Source organism: Phenylobacterium parvum (assembly GCF_003150835.1).
GTDB lineage: Bacteria > Pseudomonadota > Alphaproteobacteria > Caulobacterales > Caulobacteraceae > Phenylobacterium > Phenylobacterium parvum.
On the sequence record NZ_CP029479.1, the window covers coordinates 2,074,087 to 2,098,876 of the forward strand.

At 69.4% G+C, this 24,790-nt stretch carries 13 protein-coding genes; 4 read left to right on the forward strand and 9 right to left on the reverse strand.

The window, feature by feature from the left end; all coding sequences use genetic code 11:
- Positions 1–8: 8 nt before the first annotated feature.
- The 9 genes from HYN04_RS09855 to HYN04_RS09890 all read right to left on the reverse strand — a co-directional run bounded on the left by HYN04_RS09855 (position 9) and on the right by HYN04_RS09890 (position 18,338).
- Positions 9–923, reverse strand: coding sequence for a tetratricopeptide repeat protein (locus tag HYN04_RS09855; RefSeq protein ID WP_110450596.1), 915 nt, complete (start codon positions 921–923; stop codon positions 9–11).
- Positions 924–988: 65 nt separating this feature from the next.
- Positions 989–3,553, reverse strand: a complete 2,565-nt coding sequence (locus HYN04_RS09860) for a cation-translocating P-type ATPase (protein WP_241962605.1) — start codon at positions 3,551–3,553, stop codon at positions 989–991.
- A 70-nt stretch (positions 3,554–3,623) separates the two neighbouring features.
- Positions 3,624–4,589 carry a phosphotriesterase family protein gene (locus tag HYN04_RS09865; protein WP_110450597.1) on the reverse strand — a complete coding sequence of 322 codons (966 nt, stop codon included), beginning with the start codon at positions 4,587–4,589 and terminating at the stop codon, positions 3,624–3,626.
- Positions 4,590–4,610: 21 nt separating this feature from the next.
- Complete coding sequence (locus HYN04_RS09870; protein ID WP_110450598.1) at positions 4,611–6,329, reverse strand: ShlB/FhaC/HecB family hemolysin secretion/activation protein; 1,719 nt, start codon at positions 6,327–6,329, stop codon at positions 4,611–4,613.
- Between the two features lie 10 nt (positions 6,330–6,339).
- Complete coding sequence (locus tag HYN04_RS09875; RefSeq protein ID WP_162599619.1) at positions 6,340–14,844, reverse strand: MBG domain-containing protein; 8,505 nt, start codon at positions 14,842–14,844, stop codon at positions 6,340–6,342.
- Between the two features lie 472 nt (positions 14,845–15,316).
- Positions 15,317–15,664 carry a hypothetical protein gene (locus HYN04_RS13490; RefSeq protein WP_162599620.1) on the reverse strand — a complete coding sequence of 116 codons (348 nt, stop codon included), beginning with the start codon at positions 15,662–15,664 and terminating at the stop codon, positions 15,317–15,319.
- Positions 15,665–15,892: 228 nt separating this feature from the next.
- Positions 15,893–16,495, reverse strand: coding sequence for a glutathione S-transferase family protein (locus HYN04_RS09880; RefSeq protein WP_110450600.1), 603 nt, complete (start codon positions 16,493–16,495; stop codon positions 15,893–15,895).
- An 87-nt stretch (positions 16,496–16,582) separates the two neighbouring features.
- The gene (locus HYN04_RS09885; RefSeq protein ID WP_110450601.1) at positions 16,583–17,185 is read right to left on the reverse strand and encodes a hypothetical protein; all 603 of its coding nucleotides are present in this window, start codon (positions 17,183–17,185) and stop codon (positions 16,583–16,585) included.
- A 91-nt stretch (positions 17,186–17,276) separates the two neighbouring features.
- Positions 17,277–18,338, reverse strand: a complete 1,062-nt coding sequence (locus tag HYN04_RS09890) for a haloalkane dehalogenase (protein WP_110450602.1) — start codon at positions 18,336–18,338, stop codon at positions 17,277–17,279.
- A 303-nt stretch (positions 18,339–18,641) separates the two neighbouring features.
- Between HYN04_RS09890 and HYN04_RS09895 the strand changes: the two genes are divergently transcribed.
- The 4 genes from HYN04_RS09895 to HYN04_RS09910 all read left to right on the forward strand — a co-directional run bounded on the left by HYN04_RS09895 (position 18,642) and on the right by HYN04_RS09910 (position 24,670).
- The gene (locus HYN04_RS09895) at positions 18,642–20,645 is read left to right on the forward strand and encodes an amidohydrolase family protein (RefSeq protein ID WP_110450603.1); all 2,004 of its coding nucleotides are present in this window, start codon (positions 18,642–18,644) and stop codon (positions 20,643–20,645) included.
- A gap of 118 nt (positions 20,646–20,763) precedes the next feature.
- Positions 20,764–21,816, forward strand: coding sequence for a Tox-REase-5 domain-containing protein (locus HYN04_RS09900; RefSeq protein ID WP_110450604.1), 1,053 nt, complete (start codon positions 20,764–20,766; stop codon positions 21,814–21,816).
- A complete protein-coding gene (locus tag HYN04_RS09905) occupies positions 21,813–22,208 on the forward strand; it encodes a hypothetical protein (protein WP_110450605.1) in 396 nt (131 codons plus the stop codon). The genes HYN04_RS09900 and HYN04_RS09905 overlap by 4 nt, the downstream gene beginning before the upstream one ends.
- 179 nt (positions 22,209–22,387) lie before the next feature.
- Positions 22,388–24,670, forward strand: coding sequence for a penicillin acylase family protein (locus tag HYN04_RS09910; protein ID WP_110450606.1), 2,283 nt, complete (start codon positions 22,388–22,390; stop codon positions 24,668–24,670).
- Positions 24,671–24,790: the final 120 nt, after the last annotated feature.

The following is a 24,790-nucleotide window of genomic DNA, read 5'->3' on the forward strand; positions in this document are numbered from 1 at the left end:
TGGCCCGCCTAGAGGTAGCCTGCGGTCGTGACGACGCACTTAACCCGGGCGATCTGCTCCCGGGCAAGGCGTTCGCCCTCGGCCTCCTGGGCGGCGTTGAGGACGTTCTTCGCATCCATGACAACGGTCTCGACGACGCCCTGGCGCATCTGGATGGTCTTGTCGCTGATATAGTCCGGCGGGGGTGCGGAGGCCGCGACCAGGGCCCACTTGTAGGCCTCGACCGGGTCCTTCTTCACGCCCTCGCCCGTGCGGTAATAGACGGAAACGGTGTCGGCATGATCGCACCAGCCCTGCTCGGCGGCCTTCCTGTACCAGTAGACGGCGCGGGACTTGTTGGGCAGGAACTCCGTCCGCTTTTCCCCGAGGCCGACCGCCACCAGGTCGGAAGCGTCGAAGGTGAACCCGAGATCGTACATGGTGGCCAGGTGATACTGGGCGTGGGGGTCGCCCTTCTCGGCGGCCTTCTCGTAGTAGGCGCCCGCCCCGGCGAAGTCGTGGCGGTTCTCGAGGATCTTGCCCAGGCGCTTCATGGCCTCCACGTGGCCCTGGGCCGCCGCCTTTTGGAATTCCTTGGCGGCCAGGTCGGTGCTTCCCTCCACCCCGGTCCCGGTCTGTAGGACGTCTCCGAGGGTGAACTGGGCCTCGGCGAGCCCCTGTTCCGCCGCCTTGCGGTACCAGGTCACCGCCTCTGTGGTGTCCTGGGGCGCGCCGTCTCCCGTCGCGTACATGCGGCCGACCTTGAGCTGGGCCGCCGCATCCCCCTTGTCCGCCGCCCCGCGGACGGCCGCGGCCTGCTGGGGGGTGTAGGCGGGCGCTGCGGCCTTGGCCTCATCCTCGTCGGGCGCCTTTCCGCAGCTGGCGAGACCGAGCGCTGAGACGAGGGCGAGGGCCGCGAGGCCCTTCAGACGTAGGCTGTGCATCCTGCCGGATCCTCCTTCTGCATCACCGGGCAGGCCATTCGACCCTTTCCGTTCCCAAGGAACCCTTAATGCGGGCGGAGGCGTCGCCGGAGCCACAGGACCTTGAGGCCTTCCAGACCAAGGAAGACGAACAGGGCCGCGAGGAGGACCAGGGCGGCCTCATGCGGGCCAAGGGGGGCGAAGCGGAACAGGCCGGCGAGGGCCGGCAGGACCTGCGAGGCCAGCAGCCCCAACGTGACCAGTCCCAGCACGACAGCGAGGGCCGGGTTGGGCCTGCGGACCGCCGAGGCCAGGGAGGCGCTGAAGCGGCGGTTGACGAGGATCAGGGCGACAATGCCCAGGACCAAGGCCAGGAAGGTGGCGGAGCGCAGGGTGTCGGCGTCCAGCCCCGTCCTCCAGAGCCCCAGGGACAGGCCCGCTGCGACGAGCAGGATAAGGGCGCCCTGCAACAGCGCCCCGCCGACCAGGCCCCGGGAGACCAGGGGCTCATCCGAGGGGCGCGGCGGGCGCTGTAGGAGGTCGCCCTCCTCGACCTCCGCCTCGAAGACGAGGGCGCAGACCGGGTCGATGATCATCTCCAGGACGGCGATGTGGAAGGGTCCCAGCAGGAGGGGCATGCCCGTGAGCAGGGGCAGGAGGGCCAGGCCGGCAATGGGGATGTGGGCGGCGACAATGAAGGCCATGGCCTTACGCAGGTTGTCGTAGATGCGCCGGCCCATGCCGATGGCCCGGACGATGGAGCCGAAGTCGTCGTCGAGCAGGACGAGGGACGAAGCCTCCCGGGCGACGTCGGCGCCGCGTCCGCCCATGGCGATGCCGATGTGGGCGGCCTTGAGCGAAGGGGCGTCATTGACCCCGTCGCCGGTCATGGCGACGACCTCGTCGGCGGCCTTCAGGGCCTCGACCAGCCTCAGCTTCTGCTCGGGCAGGATGCGGGCGCAAACGCCGACGGTCCGGAGCCTCTGCGCGAGGCCGGCGTCGTCCAGGGCCGCAAGCTCGGCGCCCGTCAGCACGTCATCGGCGTCTATGCCCGCCTGCCGGGCGATGGCCCGCGCCGTCTGGGGATAGTCGCCGGTGATCATGATCACGCGGATGCCGGCGGCCCGGCACTGGCGCACAGCTTCAGGAACTGAGGCCCGCAGGGGATCGGCCAGGCCGACGAGGCCCCGGAAGACCAAGGGAAAGTCGCGCTGGGAGGCCGGTGGCGGGCCTTCAGGCCAGCGGGCGTCGGCGACGCCCAGCACGCGTAGCCCCTGCCCGGCCAGCGCGTCCACCGCCGCCTCCATTCGGGTGCGGTCCGCGCCCGCCAGGCCGCAGAGGTCGGCGATGGCCTCCGGCGCGCCCTTGGCGGCGACGAGACAACCGCCGGCGGCCGGGTCGCCCTCCCAGACCTGGGTCATGGCCAGCAGGGCGCGGTCCAAGGGATAGTGCGCGACCAGGGCCCCAACGGCGCTCCGGGCGGCCGGGTCGCCGCCAAGGTCGTGGAAGGCGACTTCCATCGGGTCCACCGGCTCGGGCGCGCTGGCGAGGATGCCAAGCCTGACGAGATCAAGGAAGTCCGGGCCCAGGGGGAAGCCGCCGCCCCGCCCCCGCCGGGCGGTGCGCCCGTCGGCCAGGTGCAGGGCCTCGATCCGCATGCGGTTCTCGGTAAGGGTGCCGGTCTTGTCCGTGCACAGGACGGTGGCGGACCCGAGGGTCTCAATGGCGGCGGCGCGCCGGGTCAGCACCCGTCCCCGGGACATCCGCATGGCCCCCATGGCCAGGAAGATGGTCAGGACCAGGGGAAACTCCTCGGGTAGCATGGCCATACCCAGGGCGATGCCCGCCAGGGCCGCCTCCAGCCAGCCGCCCCGCAGGAGCCCGTAGAGGAGGGTCGCCAGGAGGCTGGCGGCGAGGCCGGCGGCGGCGAATCCCAGGACAAGCCGCCGGGTCTGGCGCTGGAGCCTTGGCGCCTCGGTCTCCAGGCTCGCCAGGACGCCGCCGATCCGGCCGATCTCGCTGGACGCGCCGGTGGCCGTGACGACGCAGAGCCCGGACCCGGCGACCACCAGGGCGCCCGCAAAGATGAAGGGCAGGTCCTCACCCCCCGGACGCGCCGTCGCCCCGGGCCCACCCGGGCCACAGGCAGCCTTGCGGACAGGGACGGACTCGCCCGTGAGCAGGGACTCGTCCACCTGGAGCCCCCGCCCCTCATACAGCCAGCCGTCGGCCGGCGCCCGGTCGCCCTCGTTCAACGCGACAAGATCGCCGCGGACCACCTCCCGCCCCGCGATGCGCTTGCGCACGCCCCCGCGGATGACCAGGGCCCGGGGGCTGGTCAGGTCGCGCAGGGCCTCAAGGGCCCGCTCGGTCCGCGCCTCCTGCACCACGGTGATGAGGCCGGACAGCACGGCGAAGGCCGCCAGGACCAGGGCCTCCTTGCGGTCGCCCAGGGCCATATAGATGCCGCCGGCGACAAGCAGCAGGGCCAGCATGGGCTCGCGCAGGACATCCGCCAGGATGCGGAACAGGGTGCGCCGCCCCTGCCGGGGCAGGACATTGAAGCCTTCGGCCTGCAGGCGGCGGGCCGCCTCGGCGTCGGTCAGGCCCGTAGGGGGCGGCGCTTCCAGACCGGGTGGCGACAGGCTCACGATGATGGGCTTCCCTGCGGGATGAGGGGTGAGCCTAGACCCGCTGGGGGCCGGGGTCTTTGACTTATCCCTAACCCTCGCCCGTCAGGAACCGGCGCGGGTTGTCCACGAACAGCATCCGGATGTCGTCGTCCGTGGCGCCCATCTCCTGGAGGTCCGGGATCACATGCCGGTGCATGTAGAGGTACTGGTCCGGATTGGACTTCAGGAAGGCGTGCTCGTCCGGCATGGAGCCGTCGGGCAGTTCGTTGTGGACATGCAGGCAGATGCAGTCGTGGGAGGGGCAGAGCCGGTGTCCCCAGCCGGCGTCCATCAGCCGCTTCAGGGTCACCGTGCGCATGTGCGGGCTCACATGCCGGCCCGGATAGCGGTCGAGGCCCAGATAGCAGCCCTGGTCGAGGATCCAGGTCAGGTATTCGGTGTCGGTGGTGTCATTGGAGTGGTCGATCTTCACCCGGGTGAGGTCGACGCCCTCCTCCTTGAAAATGGCGATCTGGCGCCTGGCGACCTGGCCGGTCGGGAAGGAGTGCACCATGATCGGCGCCCCGGTCTCCCGGTGGGCGCGGGCCACGGCCCTGGCCATGGTCTCCAGGGGCGGGGTCACGCCCTCGAAGTCGGCGGCGCACTTCAGCATGCCGGCCTTGACCCCCGTGCCGCGGAAGCCCTCCTCGATGTCGCGGATGAACTCCCGGGCCATCTGGTTGGGCCCGACGCCGGTGAGGAAACGCGGGACGTCCAGCCACCAGCCGGTGACGTTGATGATGTTGACCCCCGAGCCCTTCGAGGCCGCGACCAGCAGCTCGGCGTTGCGGCCGAGGTCGAAGGTGGTGGCGTCCAGGATGGTGTCGATCCCCGCGGCCTTGGCCTCCGACAGGGCGGCGATGGCGCGGGCCTCCCGGTCCTGGCCCAGGAGGTCGGGATAGGCGTCGTAGAGGCCGCTGGCGGCGACCATGACGTGCTCGTGCATGAGGGTGAAGCCGAGCTGGTCGCCGGAGATCGGCCCGAGCACGGAGTTTACAAGGCCAGAGCTCGCCATGGTGTTCCCTCCCCCGCCGGCTCAGTATCGCCAGGTCAGCGACGCCGAGATCCAGTCCCGGTCGGCGAACGCCTGGTCGCTTTCGACATGTGACCATTCCAGCCGGCCGAACATCGAGGCTCGCCCAGTCGTCGCCGCCTCGAAGCGCAGGCCCGCGCCAAGCTGGCGCGTATCCGCGCGGCCAAGCTCGCCCGGCAGCGGGGACTGGAGCCAGGTCCGCCCGGCCGCCCCAAAGACGTAGGGCAGGATTGTGGTGCGACCCGCCGGGAGGGCCCGGCTCACGTCGAGCCGGGCGGCAAGCATGTCGTCGCCGAGTAGGGAGCCGGTCGGCGGGCCGGAAATGAGATCAGCCGAGGCGATTGCGCCCTGCTCAGAGCGCAGCAGGGGATTCCCGAAGCCGGTCTGGCCTCGCAGCAGAACCCTCGCGGATGAGGCGTCCCCGAGCGGCGCGAAGACGCCCAGCGACCCCTGGAGGCGCGTGAATTTCGCATCCGCCCCGAAGCGGGACAGGGGCCTCAGGGGCGTCGCCTCGTCGACGGACCGGGCGCCCAGGCCATCTAAGCCCTGCGACACCTCAAGTTCGTAGTCCACGCGGCCGCCACGATCGAGGGCCTCAAAGCCGTCGATAGCGATCCTGGCGACCCGGGTCCGGTCCGCGAACAGGTCCACGGCGGGGCCCAGGATGCCGGTGGTCTGGCCTTCGCTGGCAGCCTCAAGGGTGAGCCGGATATCTTGTGAACGGTGGCGGGAGCGCAGGGTCGCGAGATTCACGAAAACGCCCACCCGGTTGAACTCATTCTGGAGGGCCAGCGGGGCGCTAGCGCCCCTCGGAGCCGACGCGCTGAAGGCGAGTTCACCCCCGACGCTCAGGCCACGGTTACCGAGCGGGACCTGGGCATGGAGCGAGGCGTAGCGACGAAGCGTGTCGTCGGACCAGGAGGGGTCGTCCGGCGAAATCGCGGCGGTGAGGAGGATCCGCTCACCCAGGCCCAGGAGACTGTTGAGCGCCAGGGAACCCGTCAGCTGCTCGCGCCCGACCTCTTCGCTCAGGCTGTTGTCGATCGTGACGGCCATCTGGAACGGTCGGTGTTCTCCAGCCACCACAAGAACCGTTCCGCCGGTGAGGGTGCCCGGGCTCAGCGCGGATTGCAGGGCCAGGCCGGAGGCGTCGCCGGCCAGCAGGAGGCGCCGCTCGAACTCGGAGGCGAGCAGGGGCTCGCGATCGACCAGGGGCGTGAGCACAGCCTCCACCCTGGCCCGTACGGCGTCGGGCAGACCCTGGAGGTCAATCCGCTCGACAAACCCGGATACGACCAGGACCCGCACGATCCCGGTGTCGCGTTCAAGATCCTGGGCGGGCACAACGACGCGCACAAGCGGGTAACCCGCCTCGAAATAGGCCGCCTGCAGGGCGGCGGCGTAACCATAGACATCCGCGACGGAGACTTCGGCCCCGAGGGCCGGCTTCAACGCCTGCGTCCGGGCCTCCAGCTGCGCCAGGCCGCCGTCGACCTGCAGGTCGCGCAGGGCGAAGCGAATGGCGTCTGCACCCTCCGGCGCACCCTGTCCCCTTGCGGCGGGGAAGCGAAAGCCGCCGGGAGGAACCTGGTTCTCGAGCGCCTGTGCTGGCCGTGACTGGCTTGGCGATGGCGTCTGGGCAAGGGATGGCGCCGACGCCAACATGACCACGCTGGTGACCAGGGCGAAGGCCGTCGACCTTGCGGCCAGGGAAGGCGTCATCGGCAGGTTCCTATTCGGGGGGCAGACAGACGCCGGCGGCGGCCGCGACACAGGCTCCGGCCACAGCGCCCACCGCCGGACGCTCTGTTGCGTCTCCGACCCCCGCCGCACCGTCGATCACAGCCGAGCCCTGTAGGGCTGGGGCGCTCCCCGACGCACCGCCGCCAGGCCCCGGCGCCGGACCTGTCCCCGGGAGCTGGCTTGCGGGAATGAGGTCGGGACCCAGGCCAATGATGGTCAGGTCCGCGCCGATAAAGGCGATCTGGTAGTTCGGATTGCCGACCGAGCCGATGAGGATCGGATAGGCCCCCGGCGCTTCTCCAGCCATTCGGGCCAGGCGTCCCGAAAGGGTGTCGGCGAACTGCAGGGCCCCGGTCGTGACCCGGTAGGTCAGGGCCGGATCCGGCTGACCCACGAAGCGCCTTACGGCATCGGCCGTAATCGTGATCGGCCTCGGGGTGATGGTCAGGTTGGCCCCGACATAGGTGACCGCGTAGTTGGCGCCGGCCGCCAGGCTGCCCTGGGTGATGGCCACGGTTCCCACCCCGGTGGACGGGGTGGCGGTGGTGGCCAGGGCCCCGGTCAGGACGTCGCCGTTGACCAGCCCCGAGCCCCCGACCGTGTAGGTCAGGGCCGGGTTCGCCTCGCCGTAGACGCGGCTCAGGGCGTTGGCCGTGAGGAGCAGGGGCCTCGGGGTGATGGTCAGGTTGGCCCCGACATAGGTGACCGCGTAGTTGGCGTTAGCCGCAAGACTGCCCTGGGTGATGGCCACGGTTCCCACCCCGGTGGACGGGGTGGCGGTGGTGGCGAGCGCCCCGGTCAGGACGTCGCCGTTGACCAGCCCCGAGCCCCCGACCGTGTAGGTCAGGGCCGGGTTCGCCTCGCCGTAGACGCGGCTCAGGGCGTTGGCCGTGAGGAGCAGGGGCCTCGGGGTGATGGTCAGGTTGGCCCCGACATAGGTGACCGCGTAGTTGGCCCCGGCTGCCAGGCTGCCCTGGGTGATGGCCACGGTTCCCACCCCGGTGGACGGGGTGGCGGTGGTGGCCAGGGCCCCGGTCAGGACGTCGCCGTTGACCAGCCCCGAGCCTCCGACCGTGTAGGTCAGGGCCGGGTTCGCCTCGCCGTAGACGCGGCTCAGGGCGTTGGCCGTGAGGAGCAGGGGCCTCGGGGTGATGGTCAGGTTGGCCCCGACATAGGTGACCGCGTAGTTGGCGCCGGCCGCCAGGCTGCCCTGGGTGATGGCCACGGTTCCCACCCCGGTGGACGGGGTGGCGGTGGTGGCCAGGGCCCCGGTCAGGACGTCGCCGTTGACCAGCCCCGAGCCCCCGACCGTGTAGGTCAGGGCCGGGTTCGCCTCGCCGTAGACGCGGCTCAGGGCGTTGGCCGTGAGGAGCAGGGGCCTCGGGGTGATGGTCAGGTTGGCCCCGACATAGGTGACCGCGTAGTTGGCGTTAGCCGCAAGGCTGCCCTGGGTGATGGCCACGGTTCCGACACCGGTGGATGGGGTGGCGGTGGTGGCGAGGGCCCCGGTCACGGTGTCGCCGTTGACCAGGCCGGAGCCCCCGACCGTGTAGGTCAGGGCCGGGTTCGCCTCGCCGTAGACGCGGCTCAGGGCGTTGGCCGTGAGGAGCAGGGGCCTCGGGGTGATGGTCAGGTTGGCCCCGACATAGGTGACCGCGTAGTTGGCGTTAGCCGCAAGGCTGCCCTGGGTGATGGCCACGGTTCCGACACCGGTGGATGGAGTGGCGGTGGTGGCGAGGGCCCCGGTCACGGTGTCGCCGTTGACCAGGCCGGAGCCCCCGACCGTGTAGGTCAGGGCCGGGTTCGCCTCGCCGTAGACGCGGCTCAGGGCGTCTGCGGTCAGGGTGATCGGCCGCGGGGTGATGCCCAGCGTACCGTTGACCAGGGTGAACTGGTAACCCACTTCGGAAGCGAGCATGCCCAGGGCGACCGTGATCGGCGCCGACCCGACGCCGGTGGACGCGGTCGCTGTTGTGCTGAGGCTCGCTGCACCCGTCGTGCTGTTGGCCAGGGTGTCGCCGGTCAGGAAGCCGGTCACGCCATAGGTCAGGGTCGGGTTGGCGTTTCCATAGATGCGGCTCAACGAGTCGGCGGTCACTGTCAGGACCGGCGCGATGCGATAGGCGATCACATTGGCGCCGGCGGGCGCATAGGCCGCAAATGCAGCTGCGTCGGCGATGTTGTAGCGCCGGGTGAAGCCGGTCACCCCCTCCAGCGTGTTGTCCGGCGTGTCGGAGAAGACCCCGTAGACGCCGCCGCCGGTCAGGCTGAAGGCCCCTGCCCCGGCGTTGTTGGTGAAGGTCCCGGTCCGAGCCTGAAGGTCGATGGCCCGGCCCGGGCCCGAGGCGGCCAGGACCGTCCCGGGGTTCAGGACGAGGTTGCTGCCTGTGGTCGGACCGGCGTTGGAGACGGCGATCGTCCGGGCGGTGATGGAATTCAGGGTCACCGAACCGCTGGTCGGCGTGGTGAGGCCCGCACCCGGCGCGAGGGTGATGCTGACCGCGCCGGTTCCCGCGTTGAGGGTCGCGCCGGCGCCCATGGTGATGACCGCCGCCCCCGCCTGGCGGTTGGCGTTGACGGTCGCAAGGTCTGACCCACCGGAATTGGCGGTCAGGTTCACGGAGCCATTGGCCGTGGTCATCGGGGCGTTCAGCAGGATGGATCGTCCCGACGTCAGGGTCAGGGTCCCAGCCGTGGCGCCACCAACATTCAGGGCGCTGATGAGGGTGATGTCGTTGGAGGCTTCCAGCGTGATGTTGGTCCCGCTGGCCAGGGCGGCGGCAAGGCCTGCGACGGGGACATAGCTGGTCCCCGTGGAATTGGTGGCGAAGGCCAGGCTGCCGGCTGGCAAAAGCGTGGATGTGAACAGGTGCACGGCGCCTGTATTGGACCCAAACACTGGTGAGCCGAGCGCCAGTCGCTCGCCCGCGGCGTCGAAGGCCACCGCGCTGCCGAACCCTCCGACCAGTCCCAGCCCATAGAGGTCCAGATTCCCGGTTCCGACATAACCCGCGCCCAGGGTCGCCGAGAGCGCACCGCCGCCAAAGCTGGTGTTCGTGAAGGTGAACAGCCGCACTGAGCCGGAGTCGGAGACCAAATTGCTGAAGCCGTCGTCGTTGGGCGCCCCGACCGCCAGCCGATTCCCGGGCCCGTTCAGCGAGGCGGAGACGCCGAACCAGTCGCTGGCATCCAGGTCGGCGCCGAGGTCGATGTTGTTTCCGCCGGTATAGCCCCGGCCAATAGTCGCCGCGAGCGCACCACCGCCAAAGCTGGTGTTCGTGAAGGTGAACAGCCGCACCGAGCCGGAGTTGGTGACAACATTGCCGAAGCCATCGTCTCCGTATGCCCCTACCGCCAGCCGATCCCCGGCCCCGTTCAGCGAGACTGAAAAGCCGAAGACATCGCTGGCCTCCAGGGCGGCGTCGAGGTCGAGATTATCTCCACCGACATAGCCCCGGCCCAGTGTCGCCGCGAGCGCACCACCGCCAAAGCTGGTGTTCGTGAAGGTGAACAGCCGCACCGAGCCGGAGTCGGAGTACCCATTGCCAAAACCGTCGTCTCCGGCCGCCCCGACCGCCAGCCGGTCCCCGGCGGCATTCAGCGAGACGGAGGCGCTGAACTGGTCGAAGGTGCCCAGGTCGGCGCCAAGGTCGAGATTACTTCCGCCGCTATAGCCCCGGCCGAAGGTCGCCGCGAGCGCGCCACCGGCGAAGCTGGTATTGGTGAAGGTGAATAGCCGCACCGAGCCGGAATTTGTGAACGCATTGGCGGAGCCGTCGTCCCCGGTTGCCCCGACCGCCAGCCGGTCACCGGCCGCATTGAGCGAGACGGAGAAGCCGAACCAGTCGTTCGCCTCGAGTGCCACACCGAGATCGAGATTGTTTCCGCCGGTATAGCCCCGGCCAATGGTCGCCGCGAGCGCACCACCGCCAAAGCTGGTGTTCGTGAAGGTGAACAGCCGCACCGAGCCGGAGTTCGTAAAGGCATTGCCGAGGCCGTCATCGCCGAATGCCCCGACCGCCAGCCCGTCCCCGGCCGCGTTGAGCGAGACGGAGAAGCCGAACTGGTCGCTGGACTCCAGGGCGGCGCCGAGGTCGAGATTGTTTCCAACGGGATAACCCCGGCCGAGGGTGGCCGCGAGCGAACCGCCGGCAAAGCTGGTGTTGGTGAAGGTGAAGAGCCGCACCGAGCCAGAGTTGGCGAAAACATCGCCAAACCCGGCGTCCCCCCACGCCCCGACCGCCAGCCGGTCCCCGGCGGCGTTCAGCGAGACCGAGCCCAACGCGTCATTAGCCACCAGGGTGGCGCCGAGGTCGAGATTGTTTCCCCCGCCATAGCCCCTGCCGAGGGTCGCCGCGAGGGCGCCTCCACCAAAACTGGCGCCGGTGAAGGTGAATAACCGCGCCGAGCCAGAGTTGAAGAATGCATTGGCGAAGCCGTCATCGCCCGCCGCCCCGACCGCCAGCCGGTCTCCGGCCGCATTGAGTGAGACGGAGACGCCAAACTGGTCGGAGTTCTCCAGGACCGCGCCCAGATCGATATTGCTTCCGCCGGTATAGCCCCGGCCAATGATGGCCGCGAGCGCACCTCCGCTGAAGCTGCTGTTGCTGAAGGTGAAGAGACGAACAGAGCCGGAGTCGGCGAACGCATTGCCGAAGCCATCGTCATTGTTCGCCCCGACAGCTAACCGGTCGCCCGCTGCACTCAGCGAGACGGATGTACCGAACTGGTCGTTGGCCTCCAGGGCGGCCCCGAGGTCGAGATTGGCGCCGCCCGAATAGCTCCGCCCGAGGGTCGCCGCGAGCGACCCGCCGCCGAAGCTGGCGTTGGTAAAGGTGAACAGACGCACTGAGCCTGACACGCCGAACGCGTTGCCAAAGCCGGCGTCGCCGGGCGCACCGACCGCCAGCCGGTCACCAGCCGCGTTCAGCGAGACGGAGGCGCCGAACTTATCGCCGCTGTCCAGGGCCGCGCCGAGGTCGAGATTGGCGCCGCCGGTATAGCCACGGCCGATCGTCGCTGCGAGCGCCCCGCCACCGAAGCTGCCGTTGGCAAAGGTGAACAGACGAACAGAACCAAAAAAGTCGACGCTACTTCCGAAACCATCGTCATTGGGCGACCCGACCGCCAGCCGGTCACCGACCGCATTCAATGAGACGGAATGGCCGAAGAGATCATTGGCCTCCAGGTCGGCGCCAAGGTCGAGATTGTTACCGCCGGCATAGCCCCGGCCAAGGGTCGCCGTGAGCGCGCCGCCGCCGAAGCTGGTGTTGGTGAAGGTGAACAGCCGCACCGAGCCGGAGTCGGTGAACCCGTTGCCAAAGCCGTCGTCGAGGGGAGCCCCGACCGCCAGCCGGTCCCCGGCCGCGTTCAGCGAGGTGGAGAAACCGAACTGGTCGTTGGCCTCCAGGGCGACACCGAGGTCGAGATTGCTTCCACCGCCATAGCCGCGACCCAGGGTCGCTGCGAGGGCCCCTCCGCCGAAGCTGGTGTTGGTGAAGGTGAACAACCGGACCGAGCCGGAGTCGGTGAACCCGTTGCCGAAGCCGTCTTCCACGGGCGCCCCGACCGCCAGTCGGTCGCCGGCGGCGTTCAGCGAGACGGACCAGCCCATGCGATCGCCAGCCTCGAGGGCGGCCCCGAGGTCGATGTTGTTGCCGCCCGTATAGCCTCGACCGATCGTGGCCGCGAGCGCGCCGCCGCCGAAGCTGGTGTTGGTGAAGGTGAACAACCGGACCGAGCCGGAATCGGAGACCGCATTGCCGAAGCCGTCTTCAATTCCCGCCCCAGCCGCAAGCCGGTCTCCCGCCGCATTCAGCGAGACGGAGATGCCGAAGAGGTCGAAGGCCTCCAGGGCGGCGCCGAGGTCGAGATTGTTCCCCCCGGTATAGCCCCGTCCGATCGTCGCCGTGAGCGCGCCGCCGCCGAAGCTGGTGTTGGTGAAGGTGAACAGCCGCACTGAGCCGGACAAGGAAAACCCATTGCCCGAACCCGCGTCGAAGGGCGCCCCAACCGCCAGCCGGTCGCCGGCCGCGTTCAGCGAGACCGAGACGCCGAACTGATCGCTGTTCTCCAGGGTGGCGCCGAGGTCGATGTTGTTGCCGCCGGTATAGCCCCGGCCAATCGTCGCCGCGAGCGCCCCGCCGCCGAAACTGGTGTTTGTAAAAGTGAACAGCCGCACCGAGCCGGAATAGGGGACCGTATTGGTCGCGCCGGCGTCGATGGGCGCCCCCACCGCCAGCCGGTCGCCTGCCGCGTTGAGCGAGACGGACCGACCGAAGGTATCCCCACCTTCCAGGGCGGCGCCGAGGTCGAGATTGCTGCCCCCGGTATAGCCCCGGCCAATGGTCGCTGCGAGCACCCCGCCGGCAAAACGGGTGTTGGTGAAGGTGAACAGCCGGACCGAGCCAGAGTCCGTGAACCCGTTGCTGGAGCCATCATCGAAATAGGCGCCGACCGCCAGCCGGTCCCCGGCCGCGTTGAGAGAGACGGACCCGCCGAACTGGTCATTGCTCCCGAGGGCGGCGCCGAGGTCGATGTTGTTTCCGCCCGTGTAGCCCCGGCCAATGGTCGCCGCGAGCGCCCCGCCGGCAAAGCCGGCGTCGGTGAATGTGAACAGCCGCACCGAGCCGGAGTCGGTGGCCGTATTGCCGAACCCGTCGTCGGTGGCCGCACCGACCGCCAGCCGGTCCCCGGCCGCATTCAGCGAGGTGGAGAAACCGAACTGGTCGTTGGCCTCCAGGGTGGAGCCGATGTCACGATCGGGACTTCCGAACCCGGTCCCGATGATCCCGGCATACTGCCAGGCCTGGGCCTGGGGGAAGTCACCGATGATGATGTCGCGGGGGTCCAGCAGCAGGCCCCCGCCCACACCGGTTTCGATCCGCGTCAGGTCGACATAGCGCAGGGTCTCCTTGCCTGAGACCTCGACCCAGCCGCCGCCGCGACGTCCGGTGGCGAGGACCGAGCCCAGCATGGTCGTGAGGTCGTCGGACCAGATCACCGCCGATCCGCCCTGGCCCCGGGACGAGGCGACATCTATCGTGACGCCGTCGTTGACGAAGGTGCTCCGGGCGGCGGCCAGGGTGGGCAGGAGCCCGAAACGGCCCTCATGCGAGGTATAGTCAGCCCGGGCCGTGCGATCCGCCGCGCCGCCCTGGAAGGCGCCGCCGACGCGGACCAGTCCGCCCATCGCCCCGCCCGAGGCGTCGATCCGGGTCGAAAGCAGGCGCACCGACCCGCCCGTAAGGTCCACCCGTCCGCCATAGCCGAGGAAGCCCGACGCCAGGTAGGCGCCCGAGGTCGCAAGGTCCCCGGTCGCCGTCACGGTGATGACGCCGCCGTGAAGTCCGCCAGAGGCGTTGTTGACCGCCCCCGCGATCTCCGTCACCGCGCCGCCGGCGGTATAGGTCAGCCGGCCGCCGGCGCCGGTCCGTCCCATCGCCGCAATCTGGTCCGCCAGGCTCAGGGTGCGCTCGGCGCGCAGGGTCACAGACCCGCCGTTGACCCCGCCCGAAGCGTTGATCGTTCCGCCCAGGCCGAGGAAGCCGCCCGCGACCTCGATCGTCCCGCCGTCCAGCCCTGCGCCGCCCGAGGCGTCGATGCGGCCCGTGACCTGGACCAGGTCCGACCCGCCCCCGTCGATGGCGACATTGCCCAGGCGAACCCGCCCGCCAGGGCCCTCGCGCACCGTGGTGGCGATCAGCGACCCGTCCACCCTGACCGCACCCAGCATGAGCTCGCGTGCACCCTGGGCCGACAGATAGATGCGCCCGCCCTCAGCCCGGGCGGTTCCGCCCGCCGTGACGAGGGCGCTGAGTGGACGCCCCAGGGCGTCCACGAGACCCTCGGCATCTGTCACCGGCAGCGCGACCTGCAGGAACTTGTCCCCCGAGAAGTCCACCGTCAGGAGATCGCCGGCGCCGAGGCCGATGCGGCCCAGCCGCGCCTCGACCACGCCCTCGTTGACCACACCCGACCCGACCAGGGCTGCGCCCTGAGAGGCCGTGACGGTTCCCTGGTTGACCACGGTGGCGGCGCGGCCGGCGCGCCGGAAGGTCAGGTTTCCTGACAGGAAGTCGGCGTCGGCGATGTCCAGGGTCGAACCGACGAACGCGCCCGTATCGATCGTCGCGCCATTGGTTATGGCGATGCCGTTGGGGTTGACCAGCAGGAACTGGCCATTGGCGCTCAGGGACCCGGCGAGGATCGAGGCGTCCTGGCCGGTCACGCGCCCCAGGAAGGCCGCCAGCGGACCCGGCTGATCGATGCGCACGCCGGCGCCTGAGGCGATGTCGAAGCTCTGGAAGTTGACGATCGCCCGTTGGGTGGACTGGGTGATCAGCAGGCGGTTCGGGGCGGGGTTCCCAAAGGCGACGCCGCCCTGCACGACCTGGGGTCCGACCGGCAGCTCACGCCCAGCCAGCGGCGCGACGGCGGAGGCTTCCTGGGCGATGGCTGGACCGAAGAACAGGGTTGCGACGCTGGCGAGCATCGCCCCGCGCAGGGATGTCCGAAGATGTCGACCGTTAATCGGTGAAGGGCGAACGCCAGGAGCAGGTTGCGCCAGTCGAATGGGCGAATCCGGCATTCAAATGCTCCGCCTGGGTGAGCGAGTCCATCGCCACCCCAAATAGCTATTCGACAGTTATGTTCTCTCGAGGAGGCCAACGGATGTCGGGGATTAAGGCATTATTTAGCGTGTCTTCCCCTGCTGTTCCAGCCCTCAACCCTGACGCGAGCACTCCGGACCCGCGCTTGCGCAGCAGTTGCGGGAGGCGTGGGGTCAGGCTGACCCCAGGCAGGTCTTCACACCGCCGGCCGGCGGAGGCTGGACCCCGCAGCCTGAGACCTTCACCCTTCGCCACATCCCGGCCAAGCCGGAACGGGAGCCCGCTTTACGGTCATCCCCATTGCTGGGACAGTCCTCGCCCTGACCCGGAGGGCGCGACATGGCGGCTGGCGTTTCATCCTTCCTTGCGGCCCTGGCCCTGGCGGCGGCGGGCGCCTCCGCCGAGGCGACCCTGCGGGCCGACGACATTCCCGTGGCGCATACCCCGAAGGTCCCGGGCGGATACGGCCGGACCTTCCCTGAGCCGGTCCTGAAGCGGTGCGGCGAGCCCCTGGCGGCGGGCGCCCCGGACCTGCGGGGGATCTGGCGGATCGTCGAGGTCAACGGCCGGGCGCCGGCGCCGGGCGAGCGCATGCACGGCTATGTCGAGCGGATCGAGCAGTGCGGGAACCGGATCGTCGACATGGGGGGCGGGACCATCGCCGACGCCCGGGCCGACGGGACCGAGGCCAACGCCGTGCACGACGTCTCGGTGCGGGACTTCCGCACCCCCATCGTCGCGATCGCGACCTACGAGGCGGGGGCCTTCATCCTGCGGCCCAAGGGGATGCCGGGGATAGAGGTCCGCCGCTGGCTGGAGCCTGACGGCCGGATGGGCTGGACCCGGCCCGACCTCGGCCGCATGCGGCTGGAGCGCATCGGCGGGCCGAACGATCCCTACACCCGGGGGAGTAGGCCCCGGCCAGCCCGCTCAGGCGGCCTCGGCGGCCCTGAAGGCGGGGCGCGCCTCCAGCCGGTCGGCATAGGCGCCGAGGTTCGGGAAGTTGCCGAAGTCCGCGCCGAGGCGGCGGGACATGATGACGGCGTGTCCCGTGATGGTGTCGGCGATGGTGAAGTCCCCGGCGATGAACTCGCGCCCGGCCATGTGCGCCTCGGCGGCCTCGAGCACGCGGTTGAGCAGCTTCACGGCCCGCGCCGCCATCTCCGGGTTCCGCCGGTCGGGGGGCAGGAGGACCGTCTCGACCACGTAGTTGTTGATCGGCGGCATGATCATGCCTTCCGCATAGTGCAGCCACTGCAGGAAGAGCGCGAAGTTGGGGGCGTCCAGACCGGGGGTCAGGTGCTGGGCGTACTTCGCCCCGAGATATTGGGCGATCGCGGTGCTCTCGGAGATGGTCGTGTCGCCGTCGATCAGGGTCGGGACCCGCCCGTTCGGGTTGATCCGGGTGTATTCCGGCCCCCGCATCTCCCTCTGGCCGAGGGTGAAGCGCTCCAGCTCGTAGGGCAGGCCGATCTCCTCGAGGAGCCAGACCGTACGCACGGCGCGGGAGTTCGGAGCGAAATAGACCTTCATGGGGATGTCCTTGCCTGAGGGGCGCCGGAAGAGGGGCAAAGCCTAGCAGCCCGAAGGATGTCGGGGCAACGGGCGGAGGGGACCGGTTTACCTCGGCCGCAGGAGGCCCCATCCGGCGAGACCGAGGGCGCCGAACACCCCTGCCGCAGCCAGCTGGATCGCAAGGAGCGAGAACACCGGCGTGGTCGCCCGGGCCTCGGTATAGGTCAGGGAGGCAAACTTGTTGCCGACGCCTGAGGTCATGGCCGGATCGGTGAAGATGACCAGGAAGTCGCGCAGGGATCGGTAGCGGACCAGGGCGGCGCGGTTAAACGCCCTGGGGTGGTCTCCGATCAGCTGCCCCTGGACACGACCGATGTAGACCGGCAGGGAACCGTTCCTGAGCAAGGCCGGAAGCACGACGCGCGCATAGGCCATGTCCGCCTTACGGGCCTCCGGGCCTGCGGCAAGCTGCTCAAGGTTCAACATGTAGAACTCTCGTCCGTCATCGCGGGCGATCAGGGTCTCCAGGGTCGTCAGGACCTCGGGATGTCCGGAGGCGGACGGGGACGTCCGAACTCGCTCCAGGAAGGCCCTGCCCTCGCTGGGCGTCAGGGCCGGGCCGGAACCCCCATACCAGAGAAGACAGGCCAGGTAGGCGAGGCCGACAAGCACCACCCAGCCCAGACGCAGTCTCTGACGGTTGATCATGCGTCACGCTCCCGATGGATTCCCGGCGCGCCGGCGGGCGAAGACTGGCCCTGTGGATGGGCATCTTGCAGACGATAGGCAGGCCCGGGCGTCACGGGAAGCGCTGGATGAAGGCGATGATCTCTCCAGCCATTTCGGGACCCGCGTCCTCCTGGCTGAAGTGCCCGGCAGCAAAAACCTTGTGCTCAACCCCCGGCCGCTTCGCACCTGGGATCTGGGAACGGTACATCTCGCCCCGCTCCGAATAGGTGAACGGGCAACGATCCCCCCACAGGGTCAGGAAGGGTATGTCCGATGCGCGCAGGACGTCCCAGGCCGCGTCGCAGCGCGTCCGTTCGACATCGTCGGCGGTGATCGGCACCAGCAGGGGGAAACGCCTGGACCCCGCCTTGTAACTCTCGTCGGGGAAGGGAGCGTCATAGGCCGCGCGGGCGGCGGCGGAGACCGGACTCACGCACCATCCCGGAATGATCCTCGAAGGCGCGAGGTCTGCGACAGTCTGGCTGTAGACCCGCCAGGCGAGGAAATAGAAGGATGGCCCGCGGGCGATCAGGGCCTGGATCTTCTCCGCATTTATCGTGTCATCCGGGTCCAGGGTCTCGCGCCAGTCCACCCCGAAGCGCTCCCGCAGCTGATCCGCCGTGAACGGCGCCTGGGCGGTCAGTCCGGGTATGGCCGGGCCGCTTGCGGGCAGGGCGGTGTTCGACATCACCGCGCGCGCGAACCTGTCGGGGTTCTCCGCCAAGACCCGGCCGCCGATCAGGCCACCCCAGTCCTGGCCGAAGATGGTCATTTGTTTCAGGTCGAGCTTGTCGATCAGAGCGCTGACCCAGGCGACATGGCCGCTGTAGGTGTAGCGCTCGGGGTCGATGAACTTGTCCGACCGGCCGAACCCGATCAGGTCGGGGACGATCACCCGATAGCCGGCTTCAACCAGCGGCCCGATCATCTTCCGGTAGAGATAGCCCCACATCGGCTCCCCATGGAGCAGGAGCAGGGTCTCCCGCGCGTCGCTGGGTCCGGCGTCGACATAGGCCATCCGCAGGCCGGGCTCGACTTCGAGGTAGCTGGGCGACCAGGGATAGTCTTCGACAACGGAGAACCGGGCTTCCGGCGTCCGCAGGATCCCCGTTCCGGGCTGGCCTTCGGGCATGGTCGCTCCCTTGCTGTCTGTGCTTGGCTTCGGCCAGATGCCCGAGGCCCCAGGCTGGGAAGCTTTCCGGGTCGTCCGGAGGCAGCTCTCAGGAGGCTATGCGGCGACGGGGACCGCGTCCATCGCAACCAAGGTCGTGGAGACGATCCAGGACGGGCGACGATCTACACCGCCGGCAAGCAGGCCAGCGCCAGGGGTGAGCCGGGTTCGCGGCGGCTTGCATGCGCACCCACGGTGACGCAACGTGCCGCCCTGTTTTTCGGGGGATTGGCGATGAGACTGGCGACTTACCTGGTTGCAGGAATGACGAGCGCTTCCCTGCTGGTTTGCGCACCGGCGGCGAACGCCCAGTCCGAGCGCTTCTCCCTGGTCGCGAACGGGAACAGGGTCGGCTATCTGAACGTCGATGGCGACGCGCGTCGACGGACCATCGCCTTCGACTACAAGATCAACGGCCGCGGGCCCTCAAGCACCGAGACCCTTGAGCTCGACGCCGCCGGACTGCCCGTCGCCTGGACAATCGACGGGGCTACGACCTTCGGCAGCAAGACAAAGGAAAGCTTTCGCCTCCGCGGCCGTCGCGCGACCTGGAGCGACGCCGCCGGGCCCGGGTCGGCGACCGTCGCCGACCCCAGCCTCTACATCTCCCAGCACGCCAGCCTCTGGGCGCCGGGTCTCTACGCCCGCGCCCTGCTGAAGGACGCCGACAGGGAGATGCCCGCGCTTCCCGGCGGCAGGGTGCGGCTCGAGAAGATCGAGGACCTCAACCTGCAGAGCACCACTGGCCCCGTGCGGGCCACGGCCTGGCGGCTGTCGGGCCTGGAGCTCACGCCCGTGACGATGGTTCTCGACGCCGACGGGAATCTCCTGGCGCGCGGGATCGGTCGCGCCGCCCTGGTCCGGGAAGGGCTGGAGGGTGAAGAGCGGCGCCTGCGGGACCTGACCGCGATCTGGAACGCGGATTGGCTGGTCGGGCTCCAGAAGGACGCCGCGCACCGCTACGACGGGCCCGTGCGGGTCCGGAACGTCCGGCTGTTCGATCCCCGCGCGAAGGTCGTGACGGGTCCGGTATCCGTCGTCTTCCACCGCGGACGCATCTCGGCGGTCGCCCCCTCAGACACGCCCGCGACCCCGGGCGAGACCTCCATCGACGGCGGCGGCGGCACGCTGGTTCCGGGCCTCTTCGAAATGCACGGCCATCTCGGCGACTTCGGCGCCCTGTGGAACGTGCTCGCCGGGGTGACCACCGTTCGCGACATGGGATCGGACAACACCATCCTGAGCGGCCTCATCGAGAACATCGACACCGGAAGGCTCGCCGGCCCCAACGTGATCCGTGCGGGGATGATCGAGGGCAACAGCGCGACGAACAATCAGACGGGGTTCGTCGTCGACAGCGAGGCGGCGGCGGTCCAGGCGGTCCGCTGGTACGCCGCGCGGGGCTATGACGACATCAAGATCTATTCCTCCATCAAGCCGGCCTGGGTCCCGGCGATGATCGCCGAGGCGCGCGCACAGGGCATGGGCGTCCTGGGCCACGTGCCGGCCTTCACGACGGCCGACGCGATGATCGACGCCGGCTACGATGAGATCACCCACATCAACCAGTTGATGCTGGGTTGGGTCCTCAAGCCGGACGAAGACACCCGCACCCTTCTTCGCCTCACAGCGCTGCGGCGTCTGCCGCAACTCGACCTCAACAGCGAGGCGGTCCAGGGGACCCTGCAGCGGCTGATCGACCGCAAGGTGGCGCTGGACCCGACCTTCGTGATCCACGAGGACCTGACGCTGAACCGCACCGGCGCGATGCCGCCGGGCGCTGCGGACTACTTCGATCACATGCCGGTCGGATGGCGGCGGGACGCGATGCAGGCGCTCACCGACGCGTCGAGGCCGGAGGATGATGTCGCCTATCGGGGCGCCTTCGATCAGATCGAAAAGTTCCTGACCCTCGCGCATCGGCGCGGGATCAAGATCGTGCCCGGAACAGACACCGGCGGCGCCTTCACCCTCCACCGTGAGCTCGAACTCTATCAGCGCCTCGGGATGACGCCCGCGGAGATCCTGGCGCGCGCGACGCTGGAGATGGCCCAGCACACCGGTCGGGACCAGACGCTGGGCTCGATCGAGAAGGGTAAGGCGGCCGACTTCTTTCTCGTGCCCGGCGACCCGACAAAGGACCTGAAGGCGATCAAGACCATCCGGATGGTCGTACGCGGGGGCGTGGTTTACTTCCCCAGTGAAGTGTACCCGAAGCTCGGCGTGCGGCCGTTCACGACGGCGCCTGCCGTGACGCCCGGCGGATAGACGGGACGCCGGAAGACTGAGGGAACCGGGAGAAACGCCCGACCCCAAAATGTTCTTGTTTTGTTCTTGTCAATCGGGCGATCGCGTGTGAGGGTCTCTTCCAGCCAAGGAGACCTGAATGCGCCAGTACCGACCGGATCCCTCCCGCCTCGAGGGCGAGGCGCTCGATCTTTGGTACAGGCGCTCTCCAGCCCGGATCCGGGCTGAGCGGGAGGCTGCGAGGCGGGAGCAATACGACGCCTTCTTCGGCCGGGCTGACAGGACCTCGGACGCTGTTCCGCAGGATGAAACGCCCTCGGCCCCGCCGTCCAACGTCATCCAGTTCGCCCGGGTCGGGCCGATCACGACGGCGCCCGCGGTCATCCCTACGGGCGCGCGCCCGATCCTCGGGGTTCCCCCCGTCACCGGACGGGAACCGGCTACGGGAGATCCGGGAAGCTTCTTCGCGACCTACAGAGCCATCCCCAACCCCGTGCGGGGGCCAGCCTACGTCACGGATCTTCCCAGGCCCCTGAACCTTGTGACGCCGCGGGCCGGCAACTGGTTCGAGCTGGGTGACGGGCGCCTCGTCCGGGGCGCAGATGAAGTCGAACGGCTCTTCGTCGAACAGCAACTGCGCCTGTCGGGGGAGGACAAGCCCGAGCCTCCGGCGCAGGTCCATGCTGGCGACCACTTCCGCGACGGCGCCATTCCCCGGGCGGAGCAGCTGGCCAAGGGAGAGCGGGAGATCGACCCGACCTGTCACGTCAATGGCGGCTGGGAGCCGGACCCGACCTTCTCGGGATACAAGGCCTGGACCCAGGACTACGAGGACCAGATCACCCGGGCCCCGGGCCTGGACTATGTCGTGCGCAATCCCTCCGAGAAGCCGGTGCGGTTCGACGGATGCGCCGTCTGGGACCCGCGCCGCCCGCTGCTTGAGGCCAAGGGGCCCGGCTATGAAGCCCTGGATCGAATGGCCCGAAAATCGACATTCTTGCGGTTCATCTGGAACGGCGTGCGGGACCAGGCCCGGAGGCAGAACAACGCCGCCCGGGGCCGAACCGTCGAATGGCATGTCGCCGAACCCGCCGTTGTTCCAACCTTCAGGGAGATCATCGAGCCCGCCCCCTCCCTCCGGGTCCTCCAGACTTCACCTCGGCCCGGCGCGCCCCTACCCAAGAGAAAGTGATCGAAATGACCCCCACAGACGACCGGACTCCGCAGGACGATGCAGACGCCTTGTACGAGCGCAGGCGAGAAGCGCGCAATTCGAGCTCAGAGGCCGAGGTCAGGCAGCGTCGCGAGGCCGACTTCCCCGAGCCCATGCAGGGTCGATGGATCGACCCGGAAGGTTCGGACATCGAAGTCATCATTCAGGGAAGCCAGATCCTCTGGGCCGGCGAACCCCGGCCCTACTTCGACAAGATGCTCGTGGGCGTCGAGGCGGACGAACTCTGCTACGAAATCTGCTTCCCCGAGAACATCGAGGAAGACAGTGTGACAACTCTGCTTCTTATGGGCGACGATCTCTTCTTCCAAAGCTGGCACGCCGTCGCCAGCTTCGTGCGGGAGGAGTCCTGAGGGGCTGTCCGCCTGACGACGTCCCTCCCGACCCACACCGCAATTTGACCCGTCCGGGAGGAACGCCCGACGGCGGGGGCCTGCCCCATCGCCCGGTCGGGCTCCGCGCCGTGATGCGACAGGGTCTGGCGTCCCGCCGGCCTGCCCACTAGCCTGTGGGAAACAGCGGGGGGAAGGTCATGGGACGAGTGATGGCGGCGGGGCTCGTGGCGGCCCTTCTCGCGCTTCCGGCGGCGGCGGCCGAGCCTGATTACCGGGCGGAGGTGATCCGCACTGCCTACGGCGCGCCTCACGTCATCGCCCGCGACTACGGCGGGCTCGGCTACGGCGCGGGCTATGCCTCCGCCGAGGACAATTTCTGCGACTTCGCCGAGCGGCAGATGACGGTGAACGCCCAGCGGTCCCGCTACCTCGGGCCGGGCGAGAAGAACGCCAACGTCATCAGTGACCTCTACCACCAGCACCTGATCCAGACCGGCGGCCTGGACGCCCTGATGGCTGGCCGGGGCAAGCCTTCGGCGCAGGCGCGCGCCCTCGCCCGCGGCTTCGTCGCCGGGGTCAACCGCTATGTCCGGGACGTCGGGGTCGCCAACCTCCCGGACGCCCGCTGCCGGGGCGCGGCCTGGGTGCGCACCTACGACGAGATGGACTACTGGCGTTCGGTGGTCGCGACCCAGCAGCCGACCCTGATGGCCGGCGTCGTCGCGGCCGCGCCTCCCGGCGCTCCGGACCTGCCGGGCCTGCAGGCGCCGGTGGAGCGCTCGCCGGTTCCGGAGGGACAGGGCAGCAACGCCTATGCCCTGGGCCGCGAGGTGACAAAGAGCGGCCGGGGCGTCCTGCTGGGCAATCCGCACTATCCCTGGGACGGCATCAACCGCTTCACGCGAATGCACATGATCCTTCCGGGCAAGCTCAACATCGTCGGCGCCGGGCTGCAGAACACCCCCACAATCGGTATCGGCCACAACCGCTGGGTCGCCTGGACCCACACGGTCTCCACGGCCCGCAGGTTCGGCCTGTTCGAGCTGATCCTGGATCCGAAGGACCCCACGGCCTACGTCTTCGAGGGCAGGTCCACGCCGATGACGCGCACAGTCGTCACCGTCCAGGTAAAGACCGATGCGGGTCTGCAGCCCGTCAGCCGCACCTTCTACGGCACGCGGTTCGGCCAGGTCGTCGAGAACGCCGGGCCGCCGTCCACGCCCTGGACCGCCGAGCGGGCCTATGCGGTCCGCGACGCCGGCCCCGGACTGCGCGCGACCGACCAGTACCTCGAGATGTACCAGGCCCGAAGCGTCCGCCAGCTGGCCGCCACCCTGGCGAAGTTCCAGGCTGCAGGGTTCAACACCACGGCCGTCGACGCCTCGGGTGAAGCCTATTACGGCGACGTGGGCGCCCTGCCCCATGTGACCGACGCCAAGGCGGAGGCCTGCACGGTCTCGGAAATGGCCAGGATCCTGTGGCGCACCCAGCGCCTGCCGGTCCTCGACGGTTCGCGCGCCGCCTGCGAGTGGGGGTCCGACCCGCGCGCCGTGACGCCCGGGGTCTTTCCGCCGCAGTCCCTGCCGCAGCTCTTCCGCTCGGACTACACCAGCAATTCCAACGACAGCTACTGGCTCACCAACCCGAGGGCGCCGCTGGCCGGCTATCCGCGCATTCTCGGCGAGGAGGCCACGGCGCGCTCGCTCCGCACCCGCCTCAGCCTGAAGCAGATCGACGACCGGGTCGCCGGACGCGACGGCCTGGACGGCGCAAAGTTCGACCTGGCCAGCGTCCAGGGGGTGCTGTTCGCCAATCGCAACCTCGGGGCGGAGATGGCCCGCGACCCCCTGGTCGGCCTTTGCCGGACGGCGGCGGCCGGACCGCACCCCGACCTCGCCGACGCCTGCCGGGCCCTCGAGGCCTGGGACCTGAGGGTCAACCTCGACAGCCGCGGGGCGCACCTCTTCCGGCTGTTCGCGGAGAAGGGCGGCCTGGTGTTCAGGGTCCCCTTCGATCCGGCCGACCCGGTGAACACCCCGAACACCCTGGATGTCGACAATCCCCGGGTGCTGGCCGCCCTGGTGGACTCGGTGAAGCAGCTACGGGGGCTCGGCATCCCCATGGACGCGGCCCTGGGCCAGGTGCAGACCGAACCCCGCGCCGGGGGCGAGCGGATCCCGATCCACGGGGGGCCGGGTCCCGAGGGGATCTTCAACGTGATCACCCCCGTCGACCTGAAGCCCGGCCTCGGCTGGACGAAGATCCGCCACGGCTCGAGCTGGATCATGGCGGTGGAGTTCACCGACAGGGGGCCCGTCAGCCAGGGCCTCCTCAGCTATTCCCAGTCCACGAACCCGGATTCACCGCACGCCGCCGACCAGACCCGCCTCTACTCGCAGAAGGGCTGGGACGACCTGCGGTTCACCGAGGCGGCGGTGCGCCGGGACGCCGTGTCGCGGGTGGTGCTGCGGGGGCGGTGAGGCCGGGCGTTACGCGTGACGGTGCACCGAGCCTAGCGACATTCCGGCGAGGCGCGCCTTTGGCTGACATGGCGCCGCCCGCTGATCGCGCCCAATCGCGGGTGCGGGGCGACAGGACGG

What these genes read in the sequence shown, in the direction of transcription:
- HYN04_RS09855 (WP_110450596.1), bottom strand. Translation starts at nt 923, where the DNA reads ATGCACAGCCTACGTCTGAAGGGCCTCGCGGCCCTCGCCCTCGTCTCA.
- HYN04_RS09865 (WP_110450597.1), bottom strand. Translation starts at nt 4,589, where the DNA reads ATGGCGAGCTCTGGCCTTGTAAACTCCGTGCTCGGGCCGATCTCCGGC.
- HYN04_RS09870 (WP_110450598.1), bottom strand. Translation starts at nt 6,329, where the DNA reads ATGACGCCTTCCCTGGCCGCAAGGTCGACGGCCTTCGCCCTGGTCACC.
- HYN04_RS09875 (WP_162599619.1), bottom strand. Translation starts at nt 14,844, where the DNA reads ATGCTCGCCAGCGTCGCAACCCTGTTCTTCGGTCCAGCCATCGCCCAG.
- HYN04_RS09880 (WP_110450600.1), bottom strand. Translation starts at nt 16,495, where the DNA reads ATGAAGGTCTATTTCGCTCCGAACTCCCGCGCCGTGCGTACGGTCTGG.
- HYN04_RS09885 (WP_110450601.1), bottom strand. Translation starts at nt 17,185, where the DNA reads ATGATCAACCGTCAGAGACTGCGTCTGGGCTGGGTGGTGCTTGTCGGC.
- HYN04_RS09890 (WP_110450602.1), bottom strand. Translation starts at nt 18,338, where the DNA reads ATGCCCGAAGGCCAGCCCGGAACGGGGATCCTGCGGACGCCGGAAGCC.
- HYN04_RS09895 (WP_110450603.1), top strand. Translation starts at nt 18,642, where the DNA reads ATGACGAGCGCTTCCCTGCTGGTTTGCGCACCGGCGGCGAACGCCCAG.
- HYN04_RS09900 (WP_110450604.1), top strand. Translation starts at nt 20,764, where the DNA reads ATGCGCCAGTACCGACCGGATCCCTCCCGCCTCGAGGGCGAGGCGCTC.
- HYN04_RS09910 (WP_110450606.1), top strand. Translation starts at nt 22,388, where the DNA reads ATGGGACGAGTGATGGCGGCGGGGCTCGTGGCGGCCCTTCTCGCGCTT.